Source organism: Comamonas koreensis (assembly GCF_014076495.1).
In the GTDB taxonomy this organism is placed as follows: Bacteria; Pseudomonadota; Gammaproteobacteria; order Burkholderiales; family Burkholderiaceae_C; genus Comamonas; species Comamonas squillarum.
On the sequence record NZ_CP043575.1, the window covers coordinates 2,393,981 to 2,407,494 of the forward strand.

The 13,514-nt window shown below is 57.0% G+C and carries 11 protein-coding genes; all 11 read right to left on the reverse strand.

From position 1 onward, the window contains the following. Positions 1–345: 345 nt before the first annotated feature. The 11 genes from F0Q04_RS24015 to F0Q04_RS10765 all read right to left on the reverse strand — a co-directional run bounded on the left by F0Q04_RS24015 (position 346) and on the right by F0Q04_RS10765 (position 13,496). Complete coding sequence (locus tag F0Q04_RS24015) at positions 346–4,341, reverse strand: RNA-directed DNA polymerase (RefSeq protein WP_182345393.1); 3,996 nt, start codon at positions 4,339–4,341, stop codon at positions 346–348. 121 nt (positions 4,342–4,462) lie between these two features. Then, positions 4,463–5,011 (reverse strand): ATP-binding protein, encoded by a 549-nt coding sequence (locus tag F0Q04_RS10720; protein WP_182345394.1) that lies wholly within the window; start codon positions 5,009–5,011, stop codon positions 4,463–4,465. Beyond that, positions 5,008–5,475: an ASCH domain-containing protein gene (locus tag F0Q04_RS10725; RefSeq protein ID WP_182345395.1), complete on the reverse strand. Its 468-nt coding sequence runs from the start codon at positions 5,473–5,475 to the stop codon at positions 5,008–5,010. The genes F0Q04_RS10720 and F0Q04_RS10725 overlap by 4 nt, the downstream gene beginning before the upstream one ends. Beyond that, the gene (locus tag F0Q04_RS10730) at positions 5,435–6,784 is read right to left on the reverse strand and encodes an N-acetyltransferase (RefSeq protein WP_232539593.1); all 1,350 of its coding nucleotides are present in this window, start codon (positions 6,782–6,784) and stop codon (positions 5,435–5,437) included. The genes F0Q04_RS10725 and F0Q04_RS10730 overlap by 41 nt, the downstream gene beginning before the upstream one ends. A gap of 657 nt (positions 6,785–7,441) precedes the next feature. After that, positions 7,442–8,266 carry an SDR family NAD(P)-dependent oxidoreductase gene (locus tag F0Q04_RS10735; RefSeq protein WP_182345397.1) on the reverse strand — a complete coding sequence of 275 codons (825 nt, stop codon included), beginning with the start codon at positions 8,264–8,266 and terminating at the stop codon, positions 7,442–7,444. 2 nt (positions 8,267–8,268) lie between these two features. Beyond that, complete coding sequence (locus F0Q04_RS10740) at positions 8,269–9,279, reverse strand: branched-chain amino acid ABC transporter permease (RefSeq protein WP_116925130.1); 1,011 nt, start codon at positions 9,277–9,279, stop codon at positions 8,269–8,271. 64 nt (positions 9,280–9,343) lie between these two features. Beyond that, on the reverse strand, positions 9,344–10,225 hold the full coding sequence (locus F0Q04_RS10745; protein ID WP_021028133.1) for a branched-chain amino acid ABC transporter permease: 882 nt from the start codon (positions 10,223–10,225) through the stop codon (positions 9,344–9,346). Between the two features lie 17 nt (positions 10,226–10,242). Continuing rightward, positions 10,243–10,935, reverse strand: a complete 693-nt coding sequence (locus tag F0Q04_RS10750; RefSeq protein WP_182345631.1) for an ABC transporter ATP-binding protein — start codon at positions 10,933–10,935, stop codon at positions 10,243–10,245. A gap of 55 nt (positions 10,936–10,990) precedes the next feature. Further along, entirely contained in the window at positions 10,991–11,764 is a 774-nt protein-coding gene (locus tag F0Q04_RS10755; protein WP_116925133.1) for an ABC transporter ATP-binding protein, read from the reverse strand. Positions 11,765–11,778: 14 nt separating this feature from the next. Then, positions 11,779–12,531 (reverse strand): SDR family NAD(P)-dependent oxidoreductase, encoded by a 753-nt coding sequence (locus F0Q04_RS10760; RefSeq protein WP_116925134.1) that lies wholly within the window; start codon positions 12,529–12,531, stop codon positions 11,779–11,781. A gap of 44 nt (positions 12,532–12,575) precedes the next feature. Next, positions 12,576–13,496 carry an SMP-30/gluconolactonase/LRE family protein gene (locus F0Q04_RS10765; protein ID WP_182345398.1) on the reverse strand — a complete coding sequence of 307 codons (921 nt, stop codon included), beginning with the start codon at positions 13,494–13,496 and terminating at the stop codon, positions 12,576–12,578. Positions 13,497–13,514 lie beyond the last annotated feature (18 nt).

Sequence of the window (13,514 nt, forward strand, 5' to 3'; positions counted from 1 at the left end):
GGTCTATTGTCACCCTGAATAGATGGCGGGATGGCTCAAGCGAACTATCTGGACCAAAAGGTGTTGCAAGTGTCTCATGAAGCCCTTTGCCACACGCTATTCGTCCAACCACGTAGCGCATTGAACAAGGAGCTCCTGGAGCAGTCGTGCATACCAGAGGAATGCGTCGCTCAAGACACTACGAACAGTAAACTCCAATCTATGGTCGCATCGTCGATGCAGTGCCTATCTGCAAAGCCCCGCTAAATGCTGATGCTTAAATCAATGATGGTGCAGAGTTTTATTAAAAGGCCTTTTTCTAATTCAAAATATCATCATAGGTAATAATAATGGATTTGGGTATTTTCAAACCGGACGTCCCTTGTAGCCAGCCGGTGGTGACTTCTTCTCTTTATGTGCTTTAGCTGTTGCAGTTGACTTGAATAATGAAGGATCTATCTCGAAAACACTGACCGCGACTTGTTGATTGCCGTGTACGTGAGCGACGAGTCGATCATGCTTGGGCAAAGGAACCTGAGCCGTTGATCCTCCAAACTCTCCTGAGTTTGCCAGAATAACAGGCTGGTACATGTGGAAATGCAGTGCTGCGACCATATTGTCGAAGGTCTGAACATCTTGATTTAGAGCTGCAACTAGAAAAACGTCGGATCTGTCACGAAGATCGGCTACAAGGTCTAGGTCCGTGGCGTCGAAGCAAATCGCGGCTGCAACTCTCGTGCGAGTTTGTGCTCCGATAGGAAGCTCAACCAGTGTCATGTGTGGTCTATATCCCTTAATGCCCATTTTTGCTTCAAGTTTCATAGGATGCTTTTTCCCCTGCCATACATACTGGAACGTTCGGCCGTGTGCCTCAGATTCCTCGCGAATAATCCACAGGCCTTGATTGATAGTTCCTCCTGCACGCGGGGAATCAAAGAATGTGAGACCTGCGAAAATATTTGCTTTGAGATCATCCGACAGGCGTCTGAGGAGAAACGTGTGTTCAGGATGGATAGCTAGTTCGGGAAAAACAAGTAGATCCACGATAGGCTCAGAACTACTATCGTTCTCGAAATTTTGTGTGGCGCTGGCCCATGTCTTAAGCTTCTGATGTGTGAGCCGACAAACTTCTGCGAGATGCCTCCGATGTTCTGCAATAGCTTTCGGCGTCCAGTGCGTGGGATCCTTCATATTGAACTCATCAAGGCGTGGCCGCATAGGCTGAACAATAGCTACGCGGAGTGGACGATCTACCAAAGGTCGATGGTCGTCGACGGGTACAACATACATGGGCGTTCTGCTTCGAGGTCCAAACAAAGCAGCCTGAACGTGCATTCGCTTTTCGACATAAGTCAGAAGGTCTGTACGATTTTTCACGGAGAAAATCTCGTCCCGTCCATCCGCTCGAAAGTCCACGCCAGGCCATTGAAGAAGACAGGACAGAAGCCCAGAGAGCCAAGGGGAAACAGGGGCGGGTTCGTCGAATAACGCTCTTCCAGAGTTCATTAATCCGAAACGTCGCAGATACCATGTACTTCTCAGGCCTGAATAGCGACCAAAATCCTCTGTTACGAGATATCGACGCGAGGTAAAATCAATCTCGCCCGTAAGAGCCGACCGCAAGATTCTTCCTAAGCCATACAGCCACGCTTTATCATCATCGACCCACTCGGGTATCTCGCACAGCGGATCTGAACGGTCAGGTGAATCTATTTTTGAAACTAACAAATACTCTGAATCTATCGGAACAGCATGAAGTCCTGGCCATTCCTTGCACTCGAGAGTAATGTCGGCTACACCTAGCCCATTTGCTAGAAGCTTTTCAATACCCTCTTTCCTTAGTAGCGCTGCGGCAAGCATGAGTACTCCATTCTCTTGCGAGAAAGGGTTGCTCGGCTGCGCGATAATCATGGAAAGTGGGGCGGTGGTCTGCGCGCCATTCTCGATCGTCGTAGTGGCCCCTGCAACACGACTAGTTTCCATAAGCGAGCGAGGAATGTATTGCTTCCAATTCGTGGCTGCGCCACGCGCTTTCATAGCGCTTAAAATGAGATCTGGTCTATTTAGACATACCGTTTTGACTACACTAGATGTTATCTCCGGAGGCGCTGAACGAAGAACCTCTGTGAACCAGGTCCCAAACCGCTTAATATTGGGGTGCAGCTGTTGTGCCACTAGTGCGAATGGAAGAGCCTCCTGTACTTCGTTTGGCGTTACAGTCTGGAATTGTGCGACCTTCTGCAAGATAAAATATGAATCCAGTTGTTCATCCTTGACCTTTACCGCTCCTATAAAACAATAGTCATCCATTGACGATAAGTAAAGCATTGCCTGTTGAAGCACGTACCAAGGGAGCGTTGAGGACCTCTCTATAATACGTCTAGCAAACGCCGCTAGATCCTCGCGATAGCCATCCGAATCGATGCCATCAGGATAATCCTCGGATTGTCTAAATCCAGTCTCGATGGCCCCTGCACGAAAGATATCTGCAGTAATGTATTGAGCCGTCTTAATCTCACGACGCTGGTCAAGGGTAGGTTCGGCTGGAGGGTGAAAGAGTTTGATTTCCAATGCTTCAAGAATAGGGGATAAAAGACGAGGGTGAGGAAATAAATCCAATCCGCATCGAAGTAGTAGTGCCAGCGCAGGGTTCTGAGCCCAGCAATTAATGAGCTTTCTAGCAGATGACTCAAACTCATGGGAGAGAAGCTGCCCTAGAGTAACTTTGTCTGAGAGTGAGCTTCCACCCTTCACTAAACCTTCCCGATCAGTCATCGCGAGACGATGTCGTAATACCTGAGTTAGTCTAGATGCAACGAAGCGCTTAACAGTATCATCCCTGACATCGGTATTTGTCACCGCTATATTGGCTAACCCCATCCGCGAGCGACTCCGTTTTTCCTCTTCCTCATCTATTTGGTCTGACATCCAGAGAAGGCCGTCAAGGCCACCGGCAGCCTGAGTTAGCGACTCTAAGTCAAACGTTCCGCTAACCTCTCCCTTGAGTAGCTCCATCAATGCTGAAACATGACTTTGGGCTGCCATAGCTCGATAGGGTTTTGCATCTGACTTGTGAGAAGAGAATTCAAGTTTCTTTTCGGCTCCTAGTTTTTTGCAGTGGTCCTGAAGGAGTTTTCCAACTGTGCATTCAACCCGCTCTTTAATTGCCGTCAAGCTCTCGGGTGTGAGGCCTCCTCGCGCTTCAACGACGATTCTCATGTCATCAACATAGCGGCAGTAATCACGGATATGAATCTCAAGATTTTGATCGAGTAAGATTAGTGGGAAGTCCAACGGCGCGACTGCTAATGCTTTCTCTTGCATAATACGGTCAAAACGTACTAGGTAGGCATTTGCTAAGAACCCGGCCGCTACTAGCCCTTGAGGGATGCCTAATGGCAGTTCGGTGCAATTAACGCCGCCAATTAGGTCAGATTGGTCATGTTCGCTTTGCTGCCACTGCCATTTGAGAATTTTTTTAGCTGAATTCCAGAATTTTGCATCCGAAGATAGCTCTTGAGGCAGCCCTTTTCGATCTGCATGCTCTGCTTCGAGGACCTGTAGTTCTTTCACCAGCGCATTTTGATCAATGTTGTCGAAGAAAGATTTAATATCCAACGAAACCACAAAAAGCTCACGACGCACGCTTATCCGTGGAGAAAGTTCAGCACATACCTGTCGAGGTCTTGCGAGGAATGTCCGATAGTCCTGAAAATACTGGCGATAGGTTTTACCGTTACCCCAAGAAAAAGTAGCTTCATCTTCTCCGGTTTGCGACTTCACCCAAGAGCAATGAAGTCGGTTGCCATAGCTGACCACGAGGCGACTCATACGCCCCTCGTCGTCAGTTCCTGAGGGATTTCCTTGAGCGGTTTCCACTGCTTCTGCTAAGCAAGCCATAACCGCGGTAGCAAGTGTCTGATCGCGTACAGAAATATGTGCAAGTGGCCTAAGCTTCAGCGCGCCAGCCATATCGGAACTTTCTCCTATAAGAGTATCATTCTCCATTGCCACTCTGGGTCGCCACTCATTGAAGTGTGGACGGTTTATATCGTCCACCGCTTCATCAAGCAAAAGCTCGGATGGCGTCGGTGTTTGAAAATCCCATCGTGCATTTTTGGGAGCAGGAACTAATCGAAGGTCATCCGTCTTGAAGTTTCGCTTTTCAAGTTGTTTAGCCCATTCATTTAGGCGATCTTCAAGGTTCAGTGCAGAAGCATCGAGCTCAAGTACATCTGCATACCAATTATGCTGACGGATAAATGCGTGTGATTTCTTCCAGGCTTGGGAGAGAACTACTACATTTACAAGTCGATTCCATTGAGGAGGTAGCGCTTGAAACTGGCTTTTAATTATACTCATGTAGTGATTTGCTTGTTGTAGTTTGAGTTACTGTCGTACGGTGCAGGGTTTTCAATAAGTACGAGTCGCCCTGGGAGTTGTTGCATAACGGTTTCTTTAAATCTTTCAATCGACCTTGAAATTATCTAAAATGCCTAATCGACTCAATTTTAGAGACCTGTTTTAACCATGTCTCGACCTCCTGGGGGCTTGGCGAGTCGAGAGTCTTAAAGGGGATGCCCAAAATCTCAGTTACTTCAACGCTATGGCTGTCCTCAGCCTTATTGAAATCAGCAAGTTCAGCTTCAGACCAGCTCATGTCCTGCCTTGCATGCAGGCGCTCAAGCAAAACTGGCACCGGACTACGGATCAATAAGACAGACGAGCACTCCAGTGCGCGGAAAACGTCGATAGGCAGCCTTTCATGAATGCCTGGCGCTCGTCGAAGCACAAAGTGGCCGTCTATGACAAGTGTCGAGCCACTCGCGCGGATACGTCTGACGGCCGAGATGAGCGCTGCCTGGTTCCGGTCAACGTCAGACACCACCTTCATCCTGTCCCACGTGGCCTGTCCTCGCTCCTCTTGAATTAGTTGACTGGCCGTAGCATGCACCAAGCCTAGATTTTTACAGGCTGGCTTCGTGGCAAAGGTTTTCCCCGCGCCATGGACTCCTGCGACGAAGATGGTCATTTGGACTCCTCCGCTAGGCCGAAATGCTTGCCGATGCGGCGCAGTTCTGCTGTAGTCAAGTAGCGAAAGGACTGTGGTGGTCGGAACCCTTTAAACAGTGACTTTGGTCGAATCGGCCTTTCCGGACTGGTCAGCTTTCCGAGCAAGATGCCATAGGCTTGGCTCTTGTCTGCGAAATACTCCATTAGCTCCTTGCGTTCGAGGCCCGGTCCACGCACGCGGCATTTCGTCCAGACGGACGCAGGTGACGCGCTAATCGTCCCATCAATCTCCACGATTCCGACTAGACACTGGACCGGAGAGCTGGAATAAATGACAGCCAGCCCAACGGGCTCGGCAGCCCATGACCGACGAAACTCCACTGTTTTGGTTCCCGCCAATATCTGCTCGGCAAACCTTGGCTTGACGGAAAGCAGAACGGCCCTAGGCCCCTGCGGCTGCAAGCACTCTTGAAAACGCGTCATCGGAAATCTTGGTGATAGATTGAATGTTGCCGGCGACCACACCTTCTTTCAGAAGACGTTTGAGAGCGGGCGGTTCTGGGAAATGCTTTACGAGTCTAAAGAGGATGACCTTCGTTGGCCGAGTGGCCATATCTTCAATATCTTTGATGCTATAGACGGTGCGCCTACTGACCATGGCCGCGATGCTTGCTGCATCACTAAGCACTGCGAAACGATCTACTACGCCGAGCGAGGTCACTGCCTGCTCATCGGCTGACCTGTAGAACAGCAATACGTCGCCTGATCTAATCTGATTGGAGGCGGCATGGCAAAGGTAGGCCAGCTTGATGGCATTCCCTACGCTCCCTTGGGGTGTAAATAGTTCGGATCGAAGCGCCTGATAGTCGGGGAAAAGTAATCGATGGAAATCCTGCTGAATCGGTACTAGAAACTTCTGGACCTGTTGCCCGCTCTGGTAATGGGGGTAGAACCGTCGTACAAAGTCCAGTGCAGAGAACCCCTCTGTATCTGGAGCCTTGATTGGGTGCTGCTTCACGAAGACCCGGTCCGCCTCATATGAGCCCACATCATCAAAACCAAAGTCGACGAGGAGGTTGACGAGGTAGGCATGCTTTTCCACGTCAGCGTGGATGAATATGTGTTCGCAGGCATTTTCGGTTCCGTAGCGGAATGCAGCCTTCAGAAAGAGTTCGCCAATTTTTCGTCCACGGACACCTTGGCCGACCTTGAATGTGCAGAGTTTTAGTGCCTTTCCGTCAAGGCGCTTGCCTTCGCTGGTAACGACCTCATCAGTCTGAACATCGTATATGCAGATCGCACCTAGTACGCCTGACTCGTCTCGATAGGTCCAGGCCTTGCGATTCTCTCTTGCCTTTCTGCGGAACCAGCCATCGAAACCGTCATAACCCGCTCGTAAACTGTCGAAGAAGATGTTCGCAAGCTCTGGCGTCAAACTGTGCAGTGGTACGTCGTGAATATTCGGTAGCACGACTTCGTGTGGCTGATGTAGCCTTCGCAACCAATCTTCGGCAGTTTGGATATTGTAGGTTCGGTGAGCCAGACCGCGTGCTCGTGCCTTCGTCAGAAGGCCTTTGTCTTCCGTGACTAGCGCATGTGCAGCGTCGCACTCGAGAGCGTACAAAATTTCGTTGTCGCAGGCATCGTTCGGGCTCGTAGCGGAGGTGTTCCAGGGGCATTTGACTAGATGCTCTAGAGCTGGATACCGGCGGACATGCTCCAAATTCCTGCCGCGCCGGCCCAGATCTGCATCCCTTTCGAAGTCTTCGATGCTGGCGGGGTGGTAGACCAACTTGTGGCCTCCCACAAGCGCTAATCGATGGAAATTTGCTAGGTTGTCGTCTAGTACTGCATGCGAGTCTTGCAACGGTATCAGGACATTGGTGTCGAGTAGAAACGTAAGTTGCTTTGGCACAGAGCTCCTCCCTAGCCTCATGCGTGTCTCGGGCTGTGCGCACTGACCCGGATTTACCGCATCGAATGATTTACATTTTGCTGTCTTTGAAACATCTTACTGACTAATCTAACCTCTGAGATGATCTAAGGAATTATTTGCCGATTTTCGTTCTTGAATCATTGTTGCCGTTGTGCGCTCGCGCCATCTTGGCGATGCGCAGAACCATGGGGGTAGTAAATGAAGTGTCTAGGTGCCCACTTTTTGTGAATAAGCAGACTTTAGTGGAAATCAAAGGAGCGTCTGAATCTGCTGCATGGCGGCTCTCTAGCGTCCTGAATCGGACAACTATCAGGTCAATAGGAAGCTACCTCACCTAATCCAAAAACTAAGAAATCAGCGACGAAGACTGCACGAAGTGCAAAACTGAGCAAAACAAGATTTCGAGCCTTAACGCCCTAACCAGGATCCAACAGCCCGTCCTAACTCACCGCCAAGTTCAGAATCCTTTGCCGATCGCCACCAGCCAATCCCTTGTCTTTCCTCATTCGCCCCCTAAACCGCCAACGTCCCCCCATCCACCGGCAACGTCACCCCATTCACATAACTAGCCAACCCCGACACCAAAAACACCGCCGGCCCTGCCAGCTCTTGCGGCACGCCGATCCGCCCGGCAGGCGTCCGCTGGATAAAGCCTTGCAGGCGCTGCGGGTTGTTGCGGGTGGCTTCGGTCATGGGGGTGTGGATGACGCCGGGGGCCAGGGCGTTGACGCGGATGCCGTCGCGGCCCAGGTCGAGGGCCAAGGTTTGGGTGGCCATTTTTACGGCGCCTTTGGAGGCGGAGTAGCCCATGGCGTTGCCCTGGGCGATAAAGGCCGCGCCGGAGGCGATGTTGAGGATGCAGCCGCGCGTGGCGCGCAGGGCGGGCAGCCAGGACTGCACCATGTTGTAGAGGCCGAAGACATTGACGTCCATCACCTGGCGCAGGTGGCGCGATGCCTGGGGGTGGTCGATGCCTTCGCGGATCAGCAGGCCGGCGTTGTTGACGAGGGTGTCCACCGGGCCGATGTCGTTTGCGATGCGGGCGGCCAGCGCCTGGCAGGCCTCCAGATCGGTCACATCCAGCGCAAAGGCCCAGCCGTCTGTGCCTGCGGCTTTAACCTGGGCCAGGGTGCCCGCGCAGCGTGCAGTGTCCAGATCCGTCACGATGACGCGGGCTCCTGCCCTGGCAAAGCTGATGGCAATGGCCTGGCCGATGCCGCTGGCCGCGCCGGTGATGAGGGCCAGACGGCCTTGCAGCAAGCCGGGCGTCTCGGGGAAATGGCTGGGGGCCTGGGCTTGGGCAGGGGCTTGCGCGGATGCGGGTGTTGGATCAGTCATGCTCATGCTCCTTGTCCCGTTTGGCTGCGGCTTTGGCGCTCGGCCTGGCTTTGGGCCTCCTGCGGTGCCGCCTGGCGTGCCTGGCGGGTTTCCAGCCAGGCGTAGAGCTGGCCGATGATGCCCTTGCGGAACAGCATCACGACGACGACAAAGACGAGGCCCTGGATGATCAGCACCCACTCGGCCATGGCGACCAGGTAGTTCTGCATGCTGACGATGATGGCCGCGCCGATGACGGGGCCCAGCAAGGTCTGCAGGCCGCCGACGATGCAGATGAGCAGCGCCTCGCCCGAGGTGGTCCAGTTCACATCATTGAGGGTGGCCAGCTGGAAGGTGATGACCTTGAGCGCACCAGCCAGGCCGGCGAGCGCGGCCGACAGCACAAAGATCACCAGCTTGTAGCGCAGCACCTGGTAGCCCAGCGACTGGGCGCGCGCCTCGCTGTCGCGGATGGCGCGCAGCACCTGGCCGAAGGGCGAGTAGACGATGCGGTAGATGAGCCAGAAGGCGGCGGCGACCAGGGTGGCGGCAAAGTAATAGAGGGTGGTGTTGTCGGCCAGCGAGATAAAGCCAAACACCTCCGGCCGGGGCACGTTCTGGATGCCGTCCTCACCGCCGGTAAAGGGCAGGCGAAGCGCGAAGAAGTAGATGACCTGGGAGAAGGCCAAGGTGATCATCGAGAAGTAGATGCCATGGCGGCGGATGGCCAGCAGCCCGGTGACCACGGCCACGGCCATGGCGCAGAGCATGGCCAGCACGATGGCGGCCGAGCCGTCCCAACCCCAGACCTTGATGGCATGGGCGGCCGCATAGCCGGCCGTGCCAAAAAACATGGCATGGCCAAAGGACAGCAGGCCGGCGTAACCCATCAGCAGGTTGACCGAGGCGGCCAGCAGCGCGTAGCACATCAGCTTGATCAGAAAGACCGGGTAGGCCACTAGCGGCGCCAGCAGCAGGGCCACCAGCGCCAGCACCAGCAAGACGGTGTTGGTGCGTTGTGAGAAGAAATGCATGTTCAATCCTTGGGAAAGACAAGAGCTTGGGTGGAGACCCAGGGGGCAGGGCGGTGCGGGTGCATCAATGCGCTCTGCCAAACAGGCCGTTGGGGCGCACGGCCAGCACGATGATCATCACGATGAAGATGACCACGCCAGCGCCTTCGGGGTAGATGACGCGCGTCAGGCCCTCGATGGCGCCCAGCGCAAAGCCGGTGATGATCGATCCCATGATCGAGCCCATGCCGCCGATGACGACGACGGCAAAGACGATGATCATCAGGTTCGAGCCCATCAGCGGGCTGACCTGGTAGATGGGCGCGGCCATCACGCCGCTGAAGCCGGCCAGGCCCACCCCCAGCGCATAGGTCAGGGTCAGCATGCGCGGCACATTGATGCCGAAGGTGCGCACCAGGGGCGTGTTCTCGTTGGCGGCGCGCAGGTAGGCGCCCAGCTTGGTTTTTTCGATGAAGTACCAGGTCACCAGGCAGACGGCCAGGCCCGCCAGGATCACCCAGACGCGGTACATCGGCAAAAAGCTCAGGCCCACATCGATGCCGCCTTGCAGCGGGTTGGGGTAGGGCTGGCCGCTGACGCCAAACCACAGCCGGAACGCGCCCTCCATCAGGATGGAGATGCCGAAGGTGAGCAGCAGCGCGTAGACATGGTCCACCGCATAGAGGTGGCGCAGCATGGTGCGCTCCAGCAGGATGCCGAAGGCCGCCACCACCAGCGGCGCCAGGATCAGCGCCCACCAGTAGCTCAGCCCCAGGTAGTGCAGCAGGCCCCAGGCCACAAAGGCGCCTAGCATGTACTGCGCGCCGTGGGCAAAGTTCACCACATGCAGCAGGCCGAAGATGATCGACAGGCCCAGGCTCATCAGCGCGTAGAACGAGCCATTGATCAGGCCCACCACGAGCTGGCCGATCAGCGCGGCTGTCGGGATTCCGAAAAGAGTATCCATCGTATTGTCTCCGCCTGTCACAGTCCCAGCAGCGCTTCGATCTCGTCGCGCCGCGTTTCCAGCTCGGCGCGGTGGAAGTGGCTGGCCACGCGCCCTTCCTCGATCACGTAGAAGCGGTCGGCCACCGATGCGGCAAAGCGGAAGTTCTGCTCCACCATCAGCACCGTGTAGCCGCGCGCGCGGATCATCTCCAGCGTCTGGCCGATCTTCTGCACGATGACGGGGGCCAGCCCTTCGGTGGCCTCATCGAGCAGCAGCAGGCGTGCGCCGGTGCGCAGAATGCGGGCAATGGCCAGCATCTGCTGCTCACCGCCCGACAGGCGCGTGCCCGGGCTCTTGCGGCGCGCCTGCAGGTTGGGGAAGACCTGGTAGATCTCCTCCACCGTCAGCCCGCCGGGGTGCAGCACGGGCGGCAGCATCAGGTTTTCTTCGGTGCTGAGGCTGGCAAAAATGCCGCGCTCCTCCGGGCAATAGGCCACGCCCAGGTGGGCAATGGCCTCGGGCGGCAGGCCTTCGGTGGGTTGGCCCTGGATGCTGATCTGGCCCTCGCGCTTTTTGAGCAGGCCCATGATGGCGCGCAAGGTGGTTGTCTTGCCGGCGCCGTTGCGCCCCAGCAGGCAGACGACCTCGCCTTCGCCCACATGCAGGTCGATGCCATCGAGCGCCAGGGTTTCGCCATACCAGGCGCGCAGGTTCTGCACCTGCAGCATCTGGCGCGGTGCGGTGTTGCTGTTGCCGTTGTTGGCGTTAACGTTTTGGTTGTTCTCAGGCATGGGCGGCCCCTCCGACATAGGCTTCAATGACCCTGGGGTCGCGCGATACCTCGTCATAGCTGCCTTCGGCCAGCACCTGGCCGGCCTGCAGCACGGTGACGGTTTCGCACAGATGCGATATCACTTTCATGTTGTGCTCCACCATCAGCACGGTGCGCCCCTGCGCCACCTTGCCAATCAGCTCCACTACCGGCCAGATGTCCTCATGGCCCAGGCCCGCCATGGGCTCGTCCAGCAGAATCATCTCGGGCTCCATCGCGATCGTGGTGACCAGCTCCAGCACGCGCTTGCGGCCATAGGGCAGGTCGCAGGCCTTGACGTTTTTCCAGCGCGTCAGGCCTACGCTGTCGAGCAGGTCCATCGCACGCTCGTCCAGCGCGCCCAGCACCTTGACCGAGCGCCAGAAGGTGAACGTGCCGCCAGTCTTGCGCTGCAGCGCAATGCGCACGTTCTCCAGCACCGTCATGTGGCTGAAGACGGCTGCAATCTGGAACGAGCGCACCAGGCCCAGCGCCGACACGCTGGCCGGGTCGCTGCGCGAGATATCACGCCCGTTGAACAGCACCTGGCCCGAGCTGGGGCGCAAGAAGGTGGTCAGCAGGTTGAAGCAGGTCGTCTTGCCGGCGCCATTGGGGCCGATCAGCGCATGCACCGAGTGGCGCTTGACTTTCAGGTTCACGTCCTTGACGGCATAGAAGCCGCTGAACTGGCGGCAGAGCTGGCGCGCCTCCAGGATGGGGGCATCGGCCTCGGGGGGAGCAGTCATCGCGGCGCCTCCGATCAGATGAAGGACTGGGTGGCGCCGCCGTCGACCAGCATCGATTCGCCGGTGACAAAGCGGCTGTCGTCCGACGCGAAAAAGCAGGCGGCGCGGGCAATGTCCTGCACCGTGCCCAGGCGGCCCATCGGCGTCTTGGCGATGCGCAGCCGCACTTTTTCTGCATCCACGTTGATGCCCACGCCTTCGGTCGGGATGGAGCCAGGGCATACGGAGTTGACGCGGATGCCGCGTGGCCCGAGCTCCGCCGCTGCTGCGCGCGACAGGCCCAGTGCCCCGGCCTTGACGCCGCAGTACACCATGCCCTGGGGCATGCCGATAAAGGCGGCCGCCGAGGCGATGTTGACGATGCTGCCGCCGTCGTCCATGGCTTCCGCTGCCGTCTGGATGCCCCAGACGATGGAGTTGAAGCCCGTGCCCACCATGCGCTGCAGCGCCTCGGGCGTGATGTCGGCAATCGGGCCGTAGCGCACCCAGATGGCGTTGTTGACCAGGATGTCAAAGCGGCCGTAGCGGTGCTTGAGATCAGCAATCGCGCTGCTGAAACTGTCGCGGTCGGCCACATTGCCGCCATAGGCGTGGGCGCGGCCGCCCTGGGCCACGATGGCTGCGGCCACCTCGGCGGCCTTGTCCTCGGCGCGGTCCAGAATGCCGACGCTGCCGCCCTCATCCGCGATGGCCTGGACGATGGCGCGGCCGATACCCTGGGCGCCGCCGGTCACGAGTGCAACCTTGCCTGCAAAGCGTTGTGTCATGGTGTTTGTCTCCTGGTCAAAATAAAAATGAGGTCCGCCACGTCTCAGCGTGGGCTGTTGGTATCGTCAAAACGCGCTTCTTCCAGCCCCGTTGCGGCCAGGCCGTCGATGACAAAGACGGCCCCCGCATCCGGGTGGCTGGAGCGCAGCAGGTTGCCGCTGTTGCTGATCGAGGTGAGGTAGATGGTTTGCAGCGCCGGGCCACCAAAGGCCGGGCAGGTGACGTAGGCATCGGTGGGAAAATCCACCGTGCCGGCCAGCTCGCCACTGGGCGTAAAGCGGGCCAGCTGGCCGCTCAGCACCATGGCCACCCAGAGGTAGCCCTGGGCATCGACGGTGGCGCCATCGGGCGCCAGGCCCAGCGCGCCAGTGTCGATAAAGGCCTCGCGCGCACCGCAGGCGCCGGTGGCCGGGTCATAGGCATAGCGCCAGATCTGGCGCGCCGGGCTGTCGGCAAAGTAGAGCCAGCGGCCATTGGGGCTAAAGCAGGTGGCATTGGCCACCTGAAAACCCTGGTCCAGCTCGCGCAGGCGGCCATCACCGCTCAGCTGGTAGAGCTTGCCGGTAGGCGACTGCGGCGTCATGCTCATCGAGCCGACCACAAAGCGGCCGCCCCGGTCGCAGCGCCCATCGTTCAGGCGCATGCGCTCGCCCTGGTGTTGCACCTGCACGCCCATAGGGGTGATCCGGCCGCTGTCCGGGTCCAGAAAATGGAAGTCATCTTCCAGCGCCAGCAGCAAGCGCCCACTGCGGCACAGCGCGATCGAGCCGATATGGGCATGCAGCGCCCACTGTTGCTGCCGGCCGTCTGCCGGCCAGTAGCGGTGTACCCACTGGGCGCGGCCATCGATCCAGTACAGCGATTGCGTGGCCACATCCCACAGCGGGCATTCGCCCAGCAGATCGCGCTGGGGCAGCAATGGATGGATGCGCGCGGCCGCTGCCTGCGCGGTGAGGGCGTTCATGTCTTGTCTCCTGGTGCG

What these genes read in the sequence shown, in the direction of transcription:
- F0Q04_RS10720 (WP_182345394.1), bottom strand. Translation starts at nt 5,011, where the DNA reads ATGACCATCTTCGTCGCAGGAGTCCATGGCGCGGGGAAAACCTTTGCC.
- F0Q04_RS10750 (WP_182345631.1), bottom strand. Translation starts at nt 10,935, where the DNA reads ATGCTGCAGGTGCAGAACCTGCGCGCCTGGTATGGCGAAACCCTGGCG.
- F0Q04_RS10725 (WP_182345395.1), bottom strand. Translation starts at nt 5,475, where the DNA reads ATGACGCGTTTTCAAGAGTGCTTGCAGCCGCAGGGGCCTAGGGCCGTT.
- F0Q04_RS24015 (WP_182345393.1), bottom strand. Translation starts at nt 4,341, where the DNA reads ATGAGTATAATTAAAAGCCAGTTTCAAGCGCTACCTCCTCAATGGAAT.
- F0Q04_RS10755 (WP_116925133.1), bottom strand. Translation starts at nt 11,764, where the DNA reads ATGACTGCTCCCCCCGAGGCCGATGCCCCCATCCTGGAGGCGCGCCAG.
- F0Q04_RS10760 (WP_116925134.1), bottom strand. Translation starts at nt 12,531, where the DNA reads ATGACACAACGCTTTGCAGGCAAGGTTGCACTCGTGACCGGCGGCGCC.
- F0Q04_RS10765 (WP_182345398.1), bottom strand. Translation starts at nt 13,496, where the DNA reads ATGAACGCCCTCACCGCGCAGGCAGCGGCCGCGCGCATCCATCCATTG.
- F0Q04_RS10740 (WP_116925130.1), bottom strand. Translation starts at nt 9,279, where the DNA reads ATGCATTTCTTCTCACAACGCACCAACACCGTCTTGCTGGTGCTGGCG.
- F0Q04_RS10745 (WP_021028133.1), bottom strand. Translation starts at nt 10,225, where the DNA reads ATGGATACTCTTTTCGGAATCCCGACAGCCGCGCTGATCGGCCAGCTC.
- F0Q04_RS10735 (WP_182345397.1), bottom strand. Translation starts at nt 8,266, where the DNA reads ATGACTGATCCAACACCCGCATCCGCGCAAGCCCCTGCCCAAGCCCAG.